This window comes from Sphingomicrobium sp., from assembly GCA_036563485.1.
In the GTDB taxonomy this organism is placed as follows: domain Bacteria; phylum Pseudomonadota; class Alphaproteobacteria; order Sphingomonadales; family Sphingomonadaceae; genus Sphingomicrobium.
Genome location: DATCMI010000001.1, coordinates 1,043,562 through 1,062,855 on the forward strand (window position 1 = coordinate 1,043,562; position 19,294 = coordinate 1,062,855).

21 protein-coding genes and 1 tRNA gene are annotated in these 19,294 nt (G+C 66.8%); 12 read left to right on the forward strand and 10 right to left on the reverse strand.

The genetic code is table 11. The annotated features are described in order from the left end of the window. Nucleotides 1-76: 76 nt before the first annotated feature. The gene (locus tag VIL42_05480) at nucleotides 77-2,398 is read right to left on the reverse strand and encodes a DNA translocase FtsK 4TM domain-containing protein (protein ID HEY8592305.1); all 2,322 of its coding nucleotides are present in this window, start codon (nucleotides 2,396-2,398) and stop codon (nucleotides 77-79) included. 101 nt (nucleotides 2,399-2,499) lie between these two features. On the opposite strand from VIL42_05480, the gene VIL42_05485 reads away from it, so the two are divergent. Beyond that, nucleotides 2,500-3,714 (forward strand): UbiH/UbiF/VisC/COQ6 family ubiquinone biosynthesis hydroxylase, encoded by a 1,215-nt coding sequence (locus VIL42_05485; protein ID HEY8592306.1) that lies wholly within the window; start codon nucleotides 2,500-2,502, stop codon nucleotides 3,712-3,714. Between the two features lie 3 nt (nucleotides 3,715-3,717). Here the strand turns inward: VIL42_05485 and VIL42_05490 are convergent, their stop codons facing one another. Both VIL42_05490 and VIL42_05495 read right to left on the reverse strand, forming a co-directional pair. Beyond that, nucleotides 3,718-4,344 carry an LON peptidase substrate-binding domain-containing protein gene (locus VIL42_05490; GenBank protein HEY8592307.1) on the reverse strand — a complete coding sequence of 209 codons (627 nt, stop codon included), beginning with the start codon at nucleotides 4,342-4,344 and terminating at the stop codon, nucleotides 3,718-3,720. Between the two features lie 5 nt (nucleotides 4,345-4,349). After that, on the reverse strand, nucleotides 4,350-5,255 hold the full coding sequence (locus VIL42_05495) for a tetratricopeptide repeat protein (protein HEY8592308.1): 906 nt from the start codon (nucleotides 5,253-5,255) through the stop codon (nucleotides 4,350-4,352). Between the two features lie 174 nt (nucleotides 5,256-5,429). Between VIL42_05495 and VIL42_05500 the strand changes: the two genes are divergently transcribed. Beyond that, nucleotides 5,430-5,504 (forward strand) — tRNA-Gly (locus VIL42_05500). A gap of 201 nt (nucleotides 5,505-5,705) precedes the next feature. Here the strand turns inward: VIL42_05500 and rplT are convergent. The 6 genes from rplT to VIL42_05530 all read right to left on the reverse strand — a co-directional run bounded on the left by rplT (nucleotide 5,706) and on the right by VIL42_05530 (nucleotide 9,315). Then, on the reverse strand, nucleotides 5,706-6,095 hold the full coding sequence (gene rplT / locus VIL42_05505) for a 50S ribosomal protein L20 (GenBank protein HEY8592309.1): 390 nt from the start codon (nucleotides 6,093-6,095) through the stop codon (nucleotides 5,706-5,708). A 14-nt stretch (nucleotides 6,096-6,109) separates the two neighbouring features. Then, a complete protein-coding gene (gene rpmI, locus VIL42_05510) occupies nucleotides 6,110-6,313 on the reverse strand; it encodes a 50S ribosomal protein L35 (protein HEY8592310.1) in 204 nt (67 codons plus the stop codon). 131 nt (nucleotides 6,314-6,444) lie between these two features. Then, on the reverse strand, nucleotides 6,445-7,095 hold the full coding sequence (locus tag VIL42_05515; protein ID HEY8592311.1) for an SDR family oxidoreductase: 651 nt from the start codon (nucleotides 7,093-7,095) through the stop codon (nucleotides 6,445-6,447). Nucleotides 7,096-7,126: 31 nt separating this feature from the next. Next, a complete protein-coding gene (locus tag VIL42_05520) occupies nucleotides 7,127-7,702 on the reverse strand; it encodes an SOS response-associated peptidase family protein (protein HEY8592312.1) in 576 nt (191 codons plus the stop codon). 21 nt (nucleotides 7,703-7,723) lie between these two features. Next, nucleotides 7,724-8,380: a biosynthetic peptidoglycan transglycosylase gene (locus VIL42_05525; GenBank protein ID HEY8592313.1), complete on the reverse strand. Its 657-nt coding sequence runs from the start codon at nucleotides 8,378-8,380 to the stop codon at nucleotides 7,724-7,726. Continuing rightward, nucleotides 8,380-9,315 carry a ribose-phosphate pyrophosphokinase gene (locus VIL42_05530; GenBank protein ID HEY8592314.1) on the reverse strand — a complete coding sequence of 312 codons (936 nt, stop codon included), beginning with the start codon at nucleotides 9,313-9,315 and terminating at the stop codon, nucleotides 8,380-8,382. The genes VIL42_05525 and VIL42_05530 overlap by 1 nt, the downstream gene beginning before the upstream one ends. Nucleotides 9,316-9,432: 117 nt before the next feature. Between VIL42_05530 and VIL42_05535 the strand changes: the two genes are divergently transcribed. The 7 genes from VIL42_05535 to ribH are packed head-to-tail and all read left to right on the forward strand — an operon-like array spanning nucleotide 9,433 to nucleotide 16,130. Next, on the forward strand, nucleotides 9,433-11,106 hold the full coding sequence (locus VIL42_05535; GenBank protein HEY8592315.1) for an NAD+ synthase: 1,674 nt from the start codon (nucleotides 9,433-9,435) through the stop codon (nucleotides 11,104-11,106). Next, nucleotides 11,103-12,422 carry a glutamate--tRNA ligase gene (gene gltX / locus VIL42_05540; GenBank protein HEY8592316.1) on the forward strand — a complete coding sequence of 440 codons (1,320 nt, stop codon included), beginning with the start codon at nucleotides 11,103-11,105 and terminating at the stop codon, nucleotides 12,420-12,422. Before VIL42_05535 ends, gltX begins: the two co-directional genes overlap by 4 nt. 38 nt (nucleotides 12,423-12,460) lie before the next feature. Beyond that, nucleotides 12,461-12,784: a hypothetical protein gene (locus tag VIL42_05545; GenBank protein HEY8592317.1), complete on the forward strand. Its 324-nt coding sequence runs from the start codon at nucleotides 12,461-12,463 to the stop codon at nucleotides 12,782-12,784. 13 nt (nucleotides 12,785-12,797) lie between these two features. Further along, nucleotides 12,798-13,754 carry a bifunctional diaminohydroxyphosphoribosylaminopyrimidine deaminase/5-amino-6-(5-phosphoribosylamino)uracil reductase RibD gene (ribD, locus tag VIL42_05550; protein HEY8592318.1) on the forward strand — a complete coding sequence of 319 codons (957 nt, stop codon included), beginning with the start codon at nucleotides 12,798-12,800 and terminating at the stop codon, nucleotides 13,752-13,754. Nucleotides 13,755-13,763: 9 nt separating this feature from the next. After that, entirely contained in the window at nucleotides 13,764-14,372 is a 609-nt protein-coding gene (locus tag VIL42_05555) for a riboflavin synthase (GenBank protein ID HEY8592319.1), read from the forward strand. A gap of 52 nt (nucleotides 14,373-14,424) precedes the next feature. Then, on the forward strand, nucleotides 14,425-15,708 hold the full coding sequence (gene ribB, locus VIL42_05560) for a 3,4-dihydroxy-2-butanone-4-phosphate synthase (protein HEY8592320.1): 1,284 nt from the start codon (nucleotides 14,425-14,427) through the stop codon (nucleotides 15,706-15,708). Beyond that, nucleotides 15,708-16,130 carry a 6,7-dimethyl-8-ribityllumazine synthase gene (gene ribH, locus VIL42_05565; protein ID HEY8592321.1) on the forward strand — a complete coding sequence of 141 codons (423 nt, stop codon included), beginning with the start codon at nucleotides 15,708-15,710 and terminating at the stop codon, nucleotides 16,128-16,130. The genes ribB and ribH overlap by 1 nt, the downstream gene beginning before the upstream one ends. Here the strand turns inward: ribH and VIL42_05570 are convergent. Further along, nucleotides 16,127-17,215, reverse strand: coding sequence for an alkene reductase (locus VIL42_05570; GenBank protein HEY8592322.1), 1,089 nt, complete (start codon nucleotides 17,213-17,215; stop codon nucleotides 16,127-16,129). The two genes, ribH and VIL42_05570, sit on opposite strands and share 4 nt — an antisense overlap. A 157-nt stretch (nucleotides 17,216-17,372) precedes the next feature. Here VIL42_05570 and VIL42_05575 point away from each other — a divergent pair, with 157 nt between their 5' ends. The 3 genes from VIL42_05575 (at nucleotide 17,373) to VIL42_05585 (ending at nucleotide 19,284) form a co-directional block, all read left to right on the forward strand. Then, a complete protein-coding gene (locus tag VIL42_05575) occupies nucleotides 17,373-18,263 on the forward strand; it encodes a DMT family transporter (protein ID HEY8592323.1) in 891 nt (296 codons plus the stop codon). 5 nt (nucleotides 18,264-18,268) lie between these two features. Beyond that, nucleotides 18,269-18,937: a COQ9 family protein gene (locus VIL42_05580; GenBank protein HEY8592324.1), complete on the forward strand. Its 669-nt coding sequence runs from the start codon at nucleotides 18,269-18,271 to the stop codon at nucleotides 18,935-18,937. Nucleotides 18,938-19,017: 80 nt separating this feature from the next. Further along, entirely contained in the window at nucleotides 19,018-19,284 is a 267-nt protein-coding gene (locus VIL42_05585; protein ID HEY8592325.1) for a FeoA family protein, read from the forward strand. Nucleotides 19,285-19,294 lie beyond the last annotated feature (10 nt).

Here is a 19,294-nt window from a genome sequence, read left to right on the forward strand (position 1 = left end):
CTGGATTGTTGCGCCAGGGTCTGGCGTTCCGCCATTGAATGCGCACTGAACCTTGCGGTTCCGTTCCGTTCAGGTCTCAGATCGGGTGCCCATCGGTGTCGATCAGGACTTCGCGGCGGCCGACATGGTCCGGCTGCCCGACCAGCCCGTCCTTTTCCATCCGTTCGATCAGCCGCGCGGCGCTGTTGTAGCCGACGCGAAGCTGCCGCTGCAGGTAGGAGGTCGAGGCCTTCTGGCTTTCGGCAACGATCTGGATAGCCTTGCGATAGAGCTGGGTCTCGGCATCCTCTTCGCCCGTCGGCTGCCCGTCGAACAGATAGCCGCCGTCCTCCGGCTCCTCGGTGACGGCCTGGACGTAGTCCGGGGTGCCCTGCTTGCGCCAATGCTCGGCCACCGCGCGGACTTCCTCGTCGCTGACGAACGGACCATGGACGCGGATGATCTGCTTGCCGCCCGGCATGTAGAGCATGTCGCCCTTGCCGAGCAGCTGCTCGGCGCCCTGTTCGCCAAGGATGGTGCGGCTGTCGATCTTGCTGGTGACCTGGAAGCTGACGCGGGTCGGCAGGTTCGCCTTGATGACGCCGGTGATGACGTCGACCGAGGGACGCTGCGTCGCCATGATCAGGTGGATGCCGGCGGCGCGCGCCTTTTGGGCGAGGCGCTGGATCAGGAATTCGACTTCCTTGCCCGCGGTCATCATCAGGTCGGCGAGCTCGTCGACGACGACGACGATCTGGGGCAGCACCTCGTAGTCGAACTCTTCGTCCTCATAGACCGGCTGGCCGGTGTCGCCGTCATAGCCGGTCTGGATGCGACGCTTGAGTTTCGAGCCCTTGGCGCGTGCCTCGCGCACCTTGGCGTTGAAGCTCGGCAGCGCGCGAACGCCAAGGTTGGCCATCTTGCGATAGCGCTCCTCCATCTGCTCGACCGCCCATTTCAGCGCGCGCACCGCCTTGCCGGGCTCGGTCACGACAGGGGCGAGGAGGTGGGGGATGTCGTCGTAGATGCTGAGCTCCAGCATCTTCGGGTCGATCATGATCATTTTGCACTCGTCCGGACCGTACCGGTAGAGCAGCGACAGGATCATGCAGTTGAGGCCGACTGACTTGCCGGAGCCGGTGGTCCCCGCGACCAGCAGGTGCGGCATCGGCGCGAGGTCGGCGATTACGGGGTCGCCGGCGATATTCTTGCCCAGGATCAGCGGCAGCGACATGTTCTGGTCTTCGAAGGCCTGGCTGCCGACGAGTTCGGACAGCGAGACCATCTCCCGCTTCGGATTGGGAAGCTCGATGCCGATGACGCTACGGCCCGGAATGGTCGCAACGCGCGCCGACAGGGCCGACATGTTGCGGGCAATGTCATCGGCGAGGGCGATGACGCGGCTGGCCTTGATCCCGCTGGCGGGCTCCAGTTCGTACATGGTGACAACGGGGCCGGGCCGCACCTCGATGATCTCGCCCCGGACGTTGAAGTCTTCGAGCACGGTTTCGAGAAGCCGCGCGTTGCGCTCGAGCCCGGCGCGATCGATCTGCTGGCGGCCTTCCTTGGGCGGCGGCGACAAGAGGTCGAGGGTCGGCAGCTGGAAATTGTCGCCCAGCGCAAGGCTCGGCTGGGACGCGGGCTTGCGGTCCTTCGGCCGGGCGGCTGCGAGGACCGGCTTCGCCGCCTCGGCGACGGCGACCGTCGGACGTGTGCGCGGCGGCGCGGCGGACACGGCTTTGTCTTCCTTGATCTGAGTCGCGCGCGGCGCAGCGCGCGGTTCGCGCGGGTTCCGTTTGAACAGGCTGCCGAACCAGCCCCGTTCATCACTGCTCAGCCCGAGTGCGAGGTAGCCCAGCGTCAGCCCGGCGATCGCGAGTAGAAGCAGCGTGGCAAGGCGCGTCGGCCCGGCGATCTGCGGGTTCGGGATCAAGCCGATCAGCGAATTGACGCCATGCGCCGCCGCGAGGCCGAACGCCCCGCCCCAGCCGCCGGGGAGACCGGACACGGCCGACCCGCTGGTCAGCCCAAGCGCAGTGCCGACGAGGATCGCGCCGCCAGCCGCGACGAGGAGACCGCGACCCACCCGCCCGGCGGGCTGGAGCCGAAGCATGCGGATCCCTGCGATTGCGACGACCGGCAGGAACAGCGCCGAGCCGATGCCGAACAGCAGCAGCAACGCGTCACTGAAATAGGCGCCCCCCGTGCCAAGCCAGTTCGACGCCTGCCCGCCCGCGGCCGTGGTCAGCGACGCATCGGTCGGGCTGTGGGTCGCGAGCGCAACGGCGGCCGCGACGCTGAGCAGCAGCAGCAATGCGCCGATGCTGCGTACGGCAAAGCGCCGCACTGCGCCGCTTAGCGCGTCGCGCCAGTCAGGTGCCAGGTCGCGCTTCGACGTGCGCGCGGCAACACTCGCCATTGTCCCACCCCATGCAAATCAGAAGCTAAGAATCCCCCAGCCGGACTCCGCGGTCAAGCGAACTTCTTGGCGTCACTGCGTCGCGCGCGTAGGGCGGCGGCATGGATCGCGCAGACGTCATCATCTTCGGCGGCGGCCTGGTCGGGCTCGCGCTCGCTTCGGCCCTAGATTCGAGTGGCCTTTCTGCCATCGTCGTCGATCCCGCCGATCCGGCGCCCCGCGCGGCCGCATCGTTCGACGGCCGGACGAGCGCGGTGTCCTCGAGTTCGATGCGGATGCTGGAGACGATCGGCGTCGCTGACCACCTGCAGCAGCCCGGTTGTCCGATCTGGCGGATCGCGGTCGCGGATGGCCTGGAGCCCGGCGGCCTTCACTTCGACCCCGACGATCAGGAGCCGCTCGGCTTCATGCACGAGAACCGCAGCCTTCTCGCCGCACTTCAGGCGCGGGCCGAAGCTGGGAAGAACGTGGCGATTTTCTGGAAGTCTCGGGTCGCATCCGCCGACCGAACGGCGGCTGGCGTGAAAGTCGTCCTAGACGACGGACGCGTCCTTCAGGCGCCGCTGCTGATCGGCGCTGACGGCCGCAACTCGGCGACGCGCGATGCCGGGGGCATCAACATGGCGCGGTGGAAGTACAACCATCAGGCGATCGTCTCGGTGCTCCGCCACGAACGGCCCCACGAGCATGTCGCCTACGAAATCTTCTATCCGACGGGGCCGTTCGCGCTGCTGCCGATGAACGACGACGAGGCGGGCCACCGATCGGCGATCGTCTGGTCGGTGCCGCAGGCCGACGCCGCCGGCTGGCTTTCGCTCAGCGACGAGGATTTCGCCGCCGAAGCGCAGGCAGCAATGGGCGGCTTCCTCGGCAATGTCGCGATGCTGGCGCCGCGCTCATCTTATCCGCTCGGCTTCCACCACGCGGCGCAGATCACGGCCGAGCGCTTGGCGCTGGTCGGCGACGCCGCGCACGCCATTCACCCGATTGCTGGCCAGGGTCTCAACCTCGGCTTCCGCGATGCCGCGGCGCTCGCCCAGGTGCTGGTCGAAGGCGCCAGGCTCGGACTCGACCTCGGCGACCGGCAGTTGCTCGACCGTTACCAGCGCTGGCGTTCACTCGACGCGCTGTCCGTCGCTTTCGCGACCGATACGCTGACGCGGATCTTCGGCGTGCCGGGCCGCACCGCGTCGGGCATTCGCCGCTTCGGCATGGGGCTGGTCGGGCGCATCTCGCCGCTTCGCAACAAGCTGATGAGCGAAGCGCGCGGCACCAGCGGCGACCTCCCGCTGCTGCTCAGAGGCCTGCCGATCTAGACCTTACTGAAGGGTGGGTTCGACCTCGACGCCGCCGGTGATGGCGGCTCGGTGGAATTGCATCAGCTGGACCAGCAGGTCGGCGCGACCGTCGAGCGTCGCCTGTTCCAGCAGCGCCTGCTTCGCCCCCACGTCGAACGGTGCGACCTGGGCGATCGCGTTGACCAGCATCTCGTCATCGAGCCGGCTGACCGCCGCCCAATCGACGACGAGCCCCATCGCATCCCCGAGCCGCCGCGCTTCCTGCTCGACTTCCGCGCGCTGGCCGAGTGACAGCGGGTCCGGCTCATCGTCGTCGAAGGCTTCGATGTCGGCGTCGGCGCAGCGGTAAGGAGCCTCGGGTTTAGGCTCCCGCTCGATCCGGAACCGGTTGGTGCCGAGAAGGACGATGTTGAAGCGTCCGTCCTCAAGCTCCTCCATGCCGACAATCTCGCCGACGCAGCCGACGTTATAAAGCGGCGCCTTGTTGTCGTCGTCGATCCGGTGCGGCTGGATCATCGCAATGCGGCCGGCGCCATCGACGGCGTCCCGCACCATCTCCCGGTAGCGCGGCTCGAAAATGTGCAGCGGCAGCTGGGATCGAGGAAACAGGAGCGCTCCCGGTAGAGGGAACAGGGGAACGCGGATCATCCGGCTCATGTGAACAGGAGCGCGGACAAGCGGCGGCGCTGGGCGCTGGACCAGGGGTCTTCCAGACCCTGCGCTTCCAGGAGCTGAAGAAATTTCTGCCGCGCCGCGCCATCGTTCCACTCGCGGTCGCGGCGGACGATCTCGAGTAAGGCGTCGGCCGCACCGTCCCGGTCCCCCGCGCCCATTTTCGCGGAGGCGAGTTCGAACCGCGCCTCGTGGTCGTCGGGGTCCGCGGCCAGGCGAGCTTCCAGCGGTCCGGTCTCCGCCTTCGGAGCGGTTGCGACTTCCAGCGCGGCTCGGGCGCGGGCGATCTCCGGCTTCTTCGCAAGCTCGTCCGAGACGGAGTCGAGGAGCGCGCGCGCCTCGTCGGTCTGGCCGGCTGCGATCTGGGCGCGCGCAAGCCCGCCGATCACCTCCGGCTTTTCGGGCGCCATTTCGCGGATCTGCTCGAAAATGTTCACGGCGCGGGAGGCGTCGCCCTCGTCGAGCACCTGCTCGGCCATGGCGATCAGCGGCTCTATCTCCGCTTCCACCGCGGCGCCTTCGCCCTCGATGTGAAGCTGGGCGAGCAGCTGGTCGAGCACCTTCTTGATCTGACCTTCGGAGCGGTAGTTGGTAAGGTCGGCGACCGGCTGCCCGCGATAGATCGCGTATACGGTCGGGATGGACTGGATCCGGAACTGCGCCGCGAGCATCTTATCCTTGTCGACGTCGATCTTGGCGAGCCTGACGCCCTTGTCGGCATAATCGGCTGCAACCTTGTCGAGGACCGGCGAGAGCTGCTTGCACGGGCCGCACCATTCCGCCCAGAAATCGAGGATGACCAGCGAGGTCATCGACGGCTGCATCACTTCGGCCTCGAATCGCTGGATTGATTCGCGCTCGGCTTCGCTCAGGCCCAGGGTTGCCACGTCTCGCTGTTGCTCCTTGTCACTCGACGAGGGCTCATATGGTCCGCTGTGCCGGTGGTCACAAGCCGTGCGCGAGAGAGCCTTGCAGGAGCCGACATGAGCGTGCTAGGCGCGCGCCTCACCTCAGCCGCAGGGCGCCACGCGAAGCGTGCCGCCGAGCGGCTCAGCTGTCGAGCGGGCGTAGCTCAGGGGTAGAGCACAACCTTGCCAAGGTTGGGGTCGAGGGTTCGAATCCCTTCGCCCGCTCCAGCAATTCACTGAACCGAATGAACCGGATAACGAACCCCTCAGGGGGCGGGTGAGCATAGGCGTCGGCCGGTTCGCTGCACAGCAGGGGGCGAGGGCAGCGCGCCAAGCGGCTGAGCGAATGCGCACCGACGCCGCTGAGTAAATAAAAAAGGGCGCCGCGGACCAGCCGGGCGCCCTTTTCTATTCTTTAGCGGACGAGTCTTAAGCGGCCTTCGCCTCGCTGTTCGGCGCATGCTTCTCGAGCGCGCCCTTCGCCTGAGCGATGATGGCGCTGAACGCTTCCGCTTCGTGCATCGCGATGTCCGCGAGCACCTTGCGGTCGAGCGTGATGCCGGCGAGGTTCAGCGCGTGGATGAACTGACCGTAGGTCAGGCCTTCGGCGCGAACCGCGGCGTTGATGCGCTGGATCCACAAAGCGCGGAAGCTCCGCTTCTTCACCTTGCGGTCGCGATAGGCGTACTGCCCGGCCTTCTCGACGGCCTGGCGGGCGATTCGGATCGTGTTCTTGCGACGGCCGTAATAGCCCTTCGCCAGTTCCAGGATTCGCTTGTGCTTTGCGCGGGTGGTTACACCCCGTTTAACGCGTGCCATGTCTCGCTAGCTCCTTATTTCAGGCCGTAGGGGGCCCAGGCCTTCACGCGCGCCGTATCGGCGTCGGCGAGGACTTCGGTGCCGCGGTTCTGGCGGATATATTTGGCGTTGTGGCTGATCAGGCGGTGGCGCTTGCCGGCGACACCATGCTTGATCTTGCCCGTCGCCGTGAGCTTGAAGCGCTTCTTGACGCCGCTCTTGGTCTTGAGCTTCGGCATTTTCGTCTCCTTTGTGCGTCTCTGGGACGCGACGTTATCCAACCGCCACGGCATGCCTTCAGGCCGGGCCATTGGTTTTCCAACGATCTGGAAAGCGCGCGCCTATAGAGGGCAAGGCGCGCTAAGGCAACCTACCAGCCGTGGCGCGAGCCGTCGCGTTTCAGGAACGCGCCACTGTCGTCGGGCCCCAGCCGGTCGAAGAGGCGCCGCATGTCGCCGACGCTTTGCTCGACCGGCAAGGGCGCGCCGCTGCCGCCCATCCGCGTCTTGACCCAACCCGGATCGACGACGGCGGCGATGACGCCGCGCTCCCGCGCTTCGAGCGCCAGGTTGCTCCACGCCATGTTCAGCGCCGCTTTCGACGTGCGGTACGGCACCCATCCGCCGTCATTTTCCGTGATGCTTCCCATGCCGCTCGACAAAGCCAGCATCTTGCCGCCGTCGTTCATGCGCGGGAGCAGCGCGCGGCCGAGCTGGTAGGGCGCGATCATGTTGACCATCATCATCGCTTGCCACTCGCGGGCGTTTTCCGCCCCTTGGGTGTTCATCGGCTGGTTCGTGCCGGCATTGGCGATGAACAGGTCGAGCGGTTCGCTGACGCGGAACGCGGCGACGCCGTCGGCCTCCGAGAGGTCGAGCGCTTCGACACGGACGCCGAGCGCGTCCAGCTCGGGGCTGGACTGGCGGGCGGTCGCGATCACCTCCCACCCGTCGGCTGCATATTGGCGGGCGAACTCGAGGCCGATTCCGCGGTTCGTGCCGGTGATCAGGACTGTTGGCATATGTCGCTAACCCGCCGGGGAGCGACTTGTTTCAGGCGCCGACGACTTCGAGGTCTCCGGCCGCGCTCGGCGCCAGCATGTCGAGCGAGCGCGCGGAGCCCTCGAGCCATTGGCGCCACGTCTCCGGCCTCAGCAGCGCAATCTGCCGGCCGTGGTAAGGCTCGATGTCCGGCCCGGGCGGCACCGTCAGCAAAGTGAAGGCTTCGCCGACCTCGGGATCCGCCCGCAATAGGCCGGCTATTGCGAACTGTCCGCCGCCCGGCGGACGGAACAGCCAGCAGTCCTTGCGCTTCTGCTTCGGGTCCTTGGGCGCGGTGTGCTCGTAGAAGCCGTCGGCGATCACCAGGCAGCGGTCCTTGCCGAACTCGCGGCCGTCGGACCGCATGTTGAAGACCGGCTTGCCGTTGGGCGCAGGCCACGACCAGCGGCGCTCGACCAGCTCCGCAGTGCCGCCGATCCAGCGGACGACCGGCGCTCGGTCGGTGATCCGGATGTCGCGCGGCTGCATGTTCGGGATGCCTTCGGGGAAGGCCAGCGGCACCTGGATGTCGGCAAACAGCCGCCGGATCTCGTCCGGGCCTTTTTCCAGCCGGTAGAGATTGCACATCGGCTTACCCTCGCTCCCTGATCACGCGCAGGATGCATAACGGACGTCGCGCACAGCTGTCGGTGCGCACTTACCGGTGAGCATCTTCTGAATGCGCCGCACCCGCTCGCGGTTTGCCTCTGCATGGCGGAGCGGGCTGAGCTCGTTGGGCGCGATCGTCATCGCCACTAGGCTGAGGAACTGCTCGTCCGAAAGCTGCCGGAACTCGCGGCCATGATAGGTCCGCGCGGCGGCCGCATATCCGGTTAGCTGGCGCCCGCCCGCGCGCCCGAAATAGGCATGATTGAGATAGGCGCGCAGCTGCTCATCCTTGCTTAGCGCCGGGTCGAAGACGAAGCGGGCGATCAGGCTTTGTTCGATTTTCGCGAAGCCCGGCTTGAACCCGCGATCGAAGTAAAGCCGCTTCACCAGCGCCTGGGTAATCGTCGTAGCGCCTTGTCCGGGGGTCGAGAAATCGACGCCCCGATGCTCATAGAAACCCGGATCCTCGACCTTCAGCAGCATCGCTTTGCGCTGCGGCGGCAGGTCGCTCGGCTGGAGCTCGCCGGACCGCGCGGTCGCAAGCGCAGCGGGCGTGCGCTCATGGGCACGGACTAGAGCGAACGCTTCCCAAAGCACGAATGCCAGCACTAGGGCGCAAAGCGCGTAGAGCAGATGGCGGCCCGGCCGGCGCCTCATCAGTCGAAGAGGCTGGAGACCGAGGCTTCGTCGGAAATGCGTTTGATCGCCTCGGCGAGCAACGGCGCGATGGTCAGCCGGCGGATGTTGCTGTCCTTGGGGTCGGGCTCGCCGGTCCAGATGGTGTCGGTCACGACCAGTTCGCTAAGCTCCGACTTGGCCACTCGGGCGATGGCGCCGCCCGACAGCACGCCATGGGTGCAATAAGCGAAAACTTCAGTCGCGCCCTGCTGCTTGAGCGCCGCGGCGGCGTTGCAGAGTGTGCCGGCCGAATCGACGATGTCGTCGACCAGGATGCAGGTGCGCCCGGCGACGTCGCCGATGATGTTCATCACTTCCGATTCGCCCGCCCGCTCGCGGCGCTTGTCGACGATCGCCAGCGGGGCGTTGTTGAGGCGCTTGGCGAGACCGCGGGCGCGCACCACGCCGCCCACGTCCGGCGAAACCACCATCAGCTCCTTGCCGCCGAAGCGCGCGTGGATGTCGGTGGCGATGACCGGCGAGGCGAAGAGGTTGTCCGTAGGGATGTCGAAAAAGCCCTGAATCTGCCCCGCATGCAGGTCGATCGACAGGACGCGATTGGCCCCCGCGGTGGTGATGAGGTTGGCGACCAGCTTGGCCGAGATCGGCGTCCGCGGGCCAGGCTTCCGGTCCTGCCGCGCATAGCCGAAATAGGGGAGTACCGCGGTGATCCGCTTGGCCGAGGCGCGCCGCAGGGCGTCGATGCAGATCAGCAGCTCCATCAGATTGTCGTTGGCCGGGTAGCTCGTCGATTGGACCACGAACACGTCCTCGCCGCGGACATTCTCGTTGATCTCGACGAACACTTCCTCGTCGGCGAAGCGGCGGACGCTCGCATCGGTGAGCGGCATTTCGAGATAGTCGGAGATCGCCCGCGCCAGCGGCAGGTTCGAGTTCCCGGCAAGCAGTTTCATGTCGGTCATTCCCCGCAGCGGATGCTCGGCGCTTTAGCGAGCGAGTCGCGCCGGCGTAAAGGCGCGTCCTCATGATACGAGGATTGCTAGGCAGTGTTCGTGCGTTAAAGCGCCGCCATGGCCGCCGACGCACCCGAACAGCTCCGCATCGCCCTTGTCCAGATGAACCAAAGGGTCGGCGATCTTGCCGCCAATGCGGCGGCGATGCTGGAGATGCGGCGGCGGGCCGAAGGCGCCGATTTGCTGATGGTGCCGGAGCTGCAGCTGACCGGCTATCCCCCGGAGGACCTGCTGCTGAAGCCGGAGTTCGTCCGCCGCACGCACGAATGGACCGACCGGCTGGTCGCCGCGACGATCGAGCCCGGGCCTGCGCTCTTGTTCGGCACGGTCGTGAGCGAAGGCGGCCTCAACTACAATGCAATGGTGCTCGCCGATGGCGGCCGGGTGATCGGGCGGACGCTGAAGCGCGAGCTGCCAAATTACGGCACCTTCGACGAGAAGCGCGTCTTCGCCGCCGGACCGCTCCCCGAACCGATGCTGTTCCGCGGCGTGAAGATCGGGGTTCCGGTCTGTGAGGACATCTGGCTGGAAACGGTCTGCGCGCACCTCGCCGACGCCGGCGCCGATTTCATGCTGGTCCCGAACGGCAGCCCCTATGAGCTGGACAAGGACGACACGCGGTACCGGCTCGTCCGCAACAGGGCGCTCCAGACCTCGCTGGCGATCGCTTATCTGAACCGCGTCGGCGGCCAGGACGAGCTGGTGTTCGACGGCTCCTCCTTCATCGTCCATCCGGACGGCGAGCGGGTCGTCCAGCTGTGCGACTGGGAAGAGGCGCTGTTGATGACCGACTGGCAGCGCACGCCGGAAGGCTGGCGCTGCATGACCCGCGAAGCCCACGACCTCGATGCCTTTCCGGAGGACGTCTACCGCGCGATGATGGTGGGGCTGCAGGATTATGTGCAGCGCAACGGCTTTGCCGGAGTCATCCTCGGCCTGTCCGGCGGTATCGACAGCGCCCTCTCCGCGGCTGTCGCGGTCGATGCGCTGGGGCCGGAGCGCGTGCGCGGCGTGATGATGCCGTCCAAATATACCAGTGACACCAGCCTTGAGGATGCTCGAGAGAACGCACGCATGCTGGGCTGCCGCCATGACGTCATTTCGATCGCGCCTGCCGTCGCGGCGGTCGACGAGATGCTTCCGGACATGAGCGGGCTGGCCGCGGAAAACGTCCAGGCGCGGCTGCGCATGGTAACCTTGATGGCGCTTTCGAACTCGAGCGGCGAAATGCTGCTGACCACCGGCAACAAGAGCGAGATGAGCGTCGGTTATGCGACGCTCTATGGCGACATGGCCGGTGGCTATTCGGTGCTGAAGGACGCTTACAAGACGACCGTGTTCGCTTTGTCCCGGTGGCGGAATGCGAAGAAGCCCGACAAGGCGCTCGGCCCCGACGGGCCGGTGATGCCAGACCGGATCATCACCAAGCCGCCGACGGCCGAGCTTCGCCCCGACCAGAAGGACGAGGACAGCCTGCCGCCTTATTCGCTGCTCGACCGCATCCTCGAAGGTTTCGTCGAAAAGGAAATGTCGGTCCCAGAGGTGGCGGCGTCCACCGGAGCGGACATCGCGCTGGTCGCCGACATCGAATCCAAGCTGTTGAAGGCTGAATATAAGCGCCGCCAGGCACCGCCTGGCGTGAAGATTGGCACGCGCAATTTCGGCCGCGACCGTCGCTATCCGATCAGCAATTTCTTCCACAGCGGCCCCGAAACCGACCTGCCGCGATGAGCGTCACCCTCCGCTTCGCGCCGTCGCCCACGGGCCGGCTCCACGTCGGCAACATCCGCACGGCGCTCCACAACTTCCTGTTCGCGCGGAAAAACGGTGGCACCTTCGTCCTTAGGATAGACGACACCGACCGGGAGCGGTCGACGGCCGAGTTCGACCGCCTGATCCGAGACGACCTCGACTGGCTGGGGCTTACGCCCGACAAGGTCATCCGCCAGTCGGAGCGCTTCGATCTCTACGAACGCGAGTTCGAGCGGCTGAAGGCGGCTGGGCGGGTCTACGCCTGCTACGAGACGCCCGAGGAGCTCGACCTTCGCCGCAAGGTGCTGCTCGGGCGCGGCCTCCCGCCGGTCTATGAGCGCAAGCCGGCGGACGCCCCCGTACCCGATGGGCGCCGCCCGCACTGGCGCTTCCGCCTCGATCATGACGCGCCGATCGCCTGGACCGACCTCATCCGCGGCGAGCAGAAATTCGACCCCAAGCTATTGAGCGATCCGGTCGTACGGCGGGAGGACGGCAGCTGGCTCTACCTGCTGCCGAGCGTAATCGACGACGTGGATCTCGGCATCACTCATGTCGTGCGGGGCGAGGACCATGTGTCGAACAGCGCCGCGCAGATCCAGATGTTCGAGGCGCTCGGCGCCAGCCCACCGCAATTCGCCCATGAGGCACTGCTGGTCGCCGCCGAAGGCAAGCTATCGAAGCGGCTCGGCTCTTATGGTGCCGAACATCTGCGCGAGGAGGGTGTCGAGCCCATGGCCCTGCTCGACGTGCTGGCGCGCATCGGCACGTCGCAGCCGGTCGAGCCGATCCCGTCCTTGGAGGAGCTGGCGGCGACGTTCGAATTTTCGACCTTCGGCCGCGCACCTGCCCACTTTGATCCGCACGAGGTCGAGCTGGTCAACGCAAGGCTTCTCCACCGTCTAAGCTATGCGGACGTCGCCGACCGCCTGCCGGCCGACGCGACGGAACAAGACTGGCTGGCTCTTCGCGGCAACCTAGAACGAATTGGCGACTTCAGCCGCTGGTTCACCATCCTCCACGGCGATGTGGAACCGCCAGAGCTCGGTCACGAGGAGCGGCTGCTGGTCAAGCAGGCGGCCGCGATCGCCGAGACGCTTGACTGGAACGAAGAGCCTTGGCGCCGCCTCACCGGCGAGCTGAAGGGAATTACCGGCAAGAAGGGACGCGAGCTGTTCCACCCGCTGCGCCTCGCGCTGACCGGGCTCGACAGTGGTCCGGAAATGGCTCCCCTCGTCGCCGCCATGGGCAAAGAGCGCGTCGTCCGCCGCCTCGAAGCCGCCGTGCGCCGCTGAGGCTGGCGGACGGGGCGCGCGCGCCTTATCTTTACGCAATGTCCTGGTTTCCAAAGCCCTCGTCGCCGACTGCCGCCCTGAAGGACCTGCGTGCGTTCATGCGCCAGCGCAGCCGTGAGCAAGTGATCGGCGCCGGCGTCGCGCTTGGCCTCACTGGTCTCATCCTCGTCGGCTTCTCGCTCGACACCGAGGACGCGATGAAGCCGCCGCCGCAGGTCGTCGTGGTCGACCTCTATCCCTCGAATCGCACCGACGCCGACATCATCGCCGACCAGAAGAAGGACCAGGCGGCCTACGAAGCGGCGAAGAAGGAAAAGATGCGGCAGTTCAAAGAGCTCGAGAAAAGATTCGGGATTGAGTGACGACAGAGCTTGGATGGCCGAGGCCGTCGCGCTCGGGAATGAAGCGCGCGGCCAAAGCGCGCCCAACCCGAACGTCGGCTGCATCATCGTCTCCAGCTCCGGCCGGCTAATCGGCAGGGGCGCAACGGCTCAGGGCGGAAGGCCGCACGCAGAAGCCATCGCGCTTGCCCAGGCCGGCAAGAGAGCAGCCGATTCGACCGTCTACGCGTCTCTCGAACCGTGCGCGCATGACAGCGACCGCGGCCCTGCCTGTACCGATCTGCTCTTGAATGCTGCGCCGGCGCGTGTCGTCGTCGCCCTCAAGGATCCGGACCCGCGCACCTCGGGCAAGGGGATCCGCCGCTTGCGCCGTGCCGGCATCGAAGTGACGCTCGGCGTCGGCCGTGAGTCGGCGAAGCGCTCGCTCGCCGGGTGGCTGACGCGGCTGGAGCTGGGACGGCCGCGGATCACGCTAAAGCTGGCGCTGTCAATCGACGGCAAGATCGCGCTGCCGTCGGGCGAATCGAAGTGGATCACCGGCGAGGACGCCCGCCGCCACGTCCACCTGGAGCGCGCGCACAGCGACATGATCCTCGTCGGGCGCGGGACCTATTTGGCAGACGAACCGCGGCTGGACGTGCGCCTGCCGGGCCTCGAGGACCGCTCTCCACGCCGCGCGTTGCTGACTCGCGGCGATGCCGTCGAAGGGTGGGAAACGCTGCGAAATCCGCAGGATGTGCATCGACTTCATGACGTCAACGACCTGCTGGTCGAAGGCGGATCGACGACCGCGACGGCGTTCCTGACCGAAGACCTCGTCGACCGCATCCTGATCTACCGCGCGCCGATCATCGTCGGCGAAGGCAAGTCGAGCTTCGGCTATGTCGGCCTCGACGCGATCGCCGACGCCCATGGCCGCTGGCAGATGGTCGACGAGCAACGCCTCGGCGTCGACCGGCTCGAAGTTTACGAGCGGGTGAGGGCGGACTAAGCCGCCGCCATGTTCACCGGGATCATCACCGACGTCGGCATTGTCCGAAGCGCCGAGCAGCGTGGAGACCTCCGGCTGGTGATCGAGACCAGCTACGACATGGCGAGCGTCGATCTCGGCGCGTCGATCGCCTGTTCGGGCGCATGCCTGACCGTGGTTGACAAGGGCGACGACTGGTTCGCGGTCGACGTGTCGGGCGAAACCGTATCGAAGACCGCGGCTGGCCACTGGCAGGAAGGCGCGCGGCTCAATCTCGAACGGTCGCTGCGCCTTGGCGACGAGCTTGGCGGCCATATCGTCACCGGCCACGTCGATGCGGTCGGGACGGTCGTCGGCGTCTGCCCGGAAGGCGATTCCAAACGCATCGGGATCAGCGTGCCGCGAGCCCTCGGCGAAATGATCGCGGCCAAGGGCTCGATCGCGCTCGACGGCGCCTCGATGACCGTTAACGACGTCCGCGATGCGGAGGACGGCACCACCCATTTTTCGATCAACCTGATCCCCCATTCGGCGCAGCACACGACCCTCGGCGAACTCGACGCAGGGAAACAGCTCAATGTCGAAGTGGACGTGCTCGCCCGCTATATTGATCGCATGCTCGCCGCCCGCTCACATTAGGAACAAGCTTGTTCCTGCTTGTCGTCACATTGCAGTGTGATATCTGGCAGCCATGAGTACGACCCTCATCGACCGCCTCGAAGCGATCATCGCCACTGGCGAAGTTAGCCGCGCCGGCCTTGCCCGCGCCGCCGGCCTTCACCCCAACTCCCTGCGCAAGCTCGGCTCGCCGGAGTGGAACCCGACCGCCGACACGCTGACCCGGCTCGAAAAGCTCATCCAGCGCGGCAACACCGAAGTGCTGGTCGGGCCCGAGGCGATCATCAACGAAGCGCGCAACGGCCGGATGTTCATCCTCGTCGACGACGACGACCGGGAAAATGAAGGCGACCTCGTCATCCCGGCCCAGATGGCGACGCCCGACGCGATCAACTTCATGGCGCGGCACGGGCGCGGCCTCATCTGCCTGGCGTTAGGCAAGGAGCGGGCGGACCAACTCGGTCTCGAGCCGATGACCCGCACCAACCGCAGCCGCAACGAAACCGCGTTCACCGTGTCGATCGAGGCGCGCGAAGGCATCACGACCGGCATCAGCGCCGCCGACCGCGCCCGCACGGTTGCCGTCGCAATCGACGCTTCGCACGGCGCCGATGCCATCGTGTCTCCCGGCCACGTCTTCCCGCTGGTCGCCAAGCCAGGCGGCGTCCTGGTTCGCGCCGGTCACACCGAAGCGGCGGTGGACGTCTCCCGCCTCGCCGGGCTCAACCCTAGCGGCGTCATTTGCGAGATCATGCGCGAGGACGGGACCATGGCCCGGCTCGAAGACCTGATGGACTTCGCGCGCACACACGGCCTGAAAATCGGCACCATCCGCGACCTCATCGCTTACCGGCTCAAGAAGGATCATCTGGTCGAGCGCGTCGCTTCGACCCCCTTCACCGCGGAAAGCGGCGGGCAGTGGCAGGCCCAGGTCTTCCGCGACAAGGCGAGCGGCGAGGAGCAGCTGGCGCTCGTCCACGGCACGCTGAACCCCGACGAGCCGGTGCTCGTCCGCATGCACAGCCTCGACCTGTTCGCCGACGTCATCGGCGAGAAGGGGCCGAAGTCCGGCATCATGCATACGGCGATGCGGATGATCGAGCAGGAAGGCTCCGGCGTCGTCGTTGCGCTCCACGCGGCCGCGCCAGGGTCGCTGTCGCGAAGCATCGACATCCGCTCGGGCAAGCCGGCGGAAATCGGCGATTCCGTGCGCGGCTACGGCACCGGCGCCCAGATCCTCGCCGCCCTAGGCATCCACGACATGATCCTGCTGTCCAACTCGCGCCACTCGCCCGTCGGCCTGTCGGGCTATGGCTTGGCGATCGTCGAAGAACGGCCGATCGAGGGGGCGCACTGATGGCCACTATCCTGCTCGTCGAGGCTCGCTTCTACGGCCACTTGAACGACATGCTCGTCGAAGGCGCACGCCGAGCCGTCGAAGCGGCGGGGCACAAGCATGAGACGCTGACGGTGCCGGGCGCGCTCGAGCTGCCAGGAGCCATCGCGCTTGCCGCGCGCAGCGGCCGCTTCTGCGCCTTCGTCGCGCTCGGCGTCGTGATCCGCGGCGAGACCTACCATTTCGAAGTGGTCTCGAACGAAAGCGCGCGCGGCCTCATGGATCTGACGCTCCAGGGCTTTGCGATCGGTAACGGCATCATGACGGTCGAGAATGAAGCGCAGGCGATCGTCCGCTGCGACCCCGACCAGCTCGACAAGGGCGGCGCCGCGGCCCGCGCAGCGCTCGCGCTCTTCGAGCTGAGGGAGACGTACGGTCCCTAAGCCGCCTTCGCGTCCTCCAGAAGCGGATAGTCGGTATATCCGCGCGCATCGCCCGAGTAGAAGGTCGCCGGGTCGCCCTCGTTGAGCGGAGCGCCGAGCGAGATCCGCTTCACCAGGTCGGGGTTGGCGATGAACGGCCGGCCGATGCTGATCGCGTCGGCGATGCCGTCGATCACGCTGCGGTGCGCGCCGCTCCAGTCGCCGTCGGTGTTTAGGACGATCTTGCCGGAATAAAGGTCGCGGACGGCGGGACTGACCGGTGCTGTCGGGACCACGCCGAGGGCGGTCGGCAGCCGCGGCTCGCGCAGCTCGATCCACGGCACCGCGAGCGCTTCGACCCGGCGCGCCACCGCCTCGAACAACGCCGGCGGATCGCTGTCTTCGACCCCCTGGGCGAGCACGTTGGGCGAAAAGCGGATGCCGACCCGGTCCATGCCGATGGCGGCCCCGACCGCTTCGAGGACTTCGGTCATGAACCGGAGTCGGTTGTCGATCGAACCGCCATAAGCGTCGGTTCGCTGGTTCGTGCTGTCGCGCAGGAATTGGTCGATCAGATAGCCGTTTGCGCCGTGGATCTGGACGCCGTCGAACCCGGCCGCGATCGCGTTGCGCGCCGCCGCCGAATAATCGGCGACGATCCGCTTGATGTCTTCGCGAGTTGCCGCGCGCGCTTCGACATACGGCTTCTTGCCGTCATAGGTGCGCGCGAAGTCGGGCGCTGTCGTCGCCGACGACGAGAGCGGCTGTCCGCCGCCCAGGTCGGGGTGCACGACGCGCCCCATGTGCCACAGCTGGGCGACGATCCGACCGCCAGCTTCGTGAACGGAGCTTGTGACGCGCCGCCAGCCGGCGACCTGCTCGTCGCTCCACAATCCTGGCGCGTCGGGCCAGCCGAGCCCTTCGCGGCTGATGCCGGTGGCTTCGGTGATCAGCAGCCCGGCACTCGCGCGCTGTGCATAATATTCGGCCATCAGCGCGTTCGGCACGGCCTCGCGGTTGGAACGGGCGCGGGTCAGCGGCGCCATGATGATTCGGTTGGGAAGCTCGAGAGCGCCGAGCTGAAGCGGGTCGAACAAGCAGGCCATATTCGTCTTTCTCAGAAGATCCCCTCTGCGCCGGAGAAAATGGTTGCTTGGGGAAACTCTTCAACGCGGAAACTATGCAGCACCCGATAAGCCCCGCTTATGATCTGTCCTGATCTTGTCGCTTCCTAGCGCGAGCGCGTGCGCCTAACGGGCTCGGATGGAGCAGCCGCAGCAGCACCGCCACGCCTTTTCAGCCCTGCTGGTCGGCGCCTGGGCCCTGGCATTCGGGCCGTGGTTCGTGCGCCTGGCGGACGTGGGGCCGATCGCCACCGGCTTCTGGCGGCTCGCCATCGCCCTGCCGTTCCTGTGGGTGCTGGCGAGGTTCAAGGGGCAGCCGGCGCACTGGCCGCGGCGCGGGCTCACCTACGCGATCCTCGGCGCGGCCATCTTCTATGCGCTCGACCTCGCGCTGTGGAACGTCGGCATTCGGATGACCAAGCTCGGCAATGCGACTTTGTTCGGCAATGCCGGTAGCCTCGTCTTCGCTTGCTGGGGGCTGTGGCTCGCGCGGCGCCTGCCGCTTGTGCAGGCGATTGCGATCGTGCTGGCGACCGGCGGCTCCGTGCTGCTGATGAGCGGCAGCTATGAGCTTTCGCCGAAGAACCTTGCCGGCGACGGCTTCGCGCTGGTGGCCGGGCTCCTCTACGGCGGCTACCTGATCCTGGTCGACAAGGTGCGCAGCGAACTTCATCCGCTGCCGCTCCTGTTCCTTGCCACCGCATTCGCAACGCCGATCCTGCTCGTCCTCAGCTTTGCGGCCGGCGAGCGGATCTGGCCGCACGATTGGACGCCCGTCGTCATGTTCGCGCTGTCGAGCCAGGTGCTCGGGCAGGGCTTGCTAGTCTTCGCCATCGGCAACCTGTCGCCGCTAGTGGTCGGCCTCGTCCTGCTCAGCCAGCCGGCGATCGCCGCACTGATCGGCTGGTTCGCCTATGACGAGCGGCTCAGCGCGACGGACATCGCGGGCGCGTTGGCGATCGCCGCGGCGCTCGTCCTCGTCCGCCTGCCGGACCGGGGGTTGCGAGTCGCCGCCGACCAGCCCAGTTGAGCGGCATGGAATCGACCAGCGACCTGCAACCCAGTCCGCTCGAACGCCTCCGCCGTGAGCTTGCCCTGGCCGTGGGCGAGAATGCGGTGTTCGACGGCTGGACGGTGAAGGCGGTCGACGCCGCCGCTCAGCAGCTCGGCATCGACCCGGCCCAGGCGCGGCTGGCGATGCCCAAGAACCCGGCCGGCATGGTCGACGTGTACATCCAGGAAGTCGATCGCGGCCTGGAGGCTTATTTCACGCCCGAGCGTCTCGCCGCGCTCAAGATCCGCGAAAAGATTCGCGCCTTGGTTTGGCGGCGGCTCGAGATCATGGAGCCGGCGCGTGAGGCGGTCCGCCGTGGGCTGGCTATCCTCGCCATGCCGCAGAACGTGGCGCTTGGCCTACGCATCTCCTGGCGCAGCGCCGACGTGATGTGGCGCATTGCCGGCGACACCAGCAGCGACTTTAATCATTATACCAAACGCATGATCCTCAGCGGCGTCTACGGCTCGACCTTGCTCGTATGGCTGGAGGATCAGAGCGAGGGTTGGGCCGACACGGCCGCCTTCCTCGACCGCCGCATCGACGACGTGATGAAGTTCGAGAAGTTCAAGGCGCAGTGGCGCGGCTCCGCCGACCAGCGGCTGAGCCTGACGCGCTTCCTCGGGCGGCTGCGCTATCCGCCTAGGTAATTGCCCGGATCGCCAGGCGCTTGCCGGCGGCTACATTGCCTATGGCCAATGCAGCTCGTTAATGATAATCACTCGCAACAATGAACGCGCCGTTCCAGCCTGACGTGACCAGCCTCGACCTGCTTACGGTCGGCACCAAAGCGCGCGTCTTGTCGGTGGATTGGGCGTCGCTCGAGGAATCGGAAGCGTGCCGCCTCCGTCACTTCGGGTTCGACGAGGGCGTCGTCGTCGAGCCGCTTCACCTTGGGCCGTTCGGGCGCGATCCGATTGCCATTCGCGTCGGCCGGATGACGGTGGCGATCCGGCGCCGGCAGGCGTGCGCCATCCGGGTCACCTCGGCCGCCTGACCCCTACAAG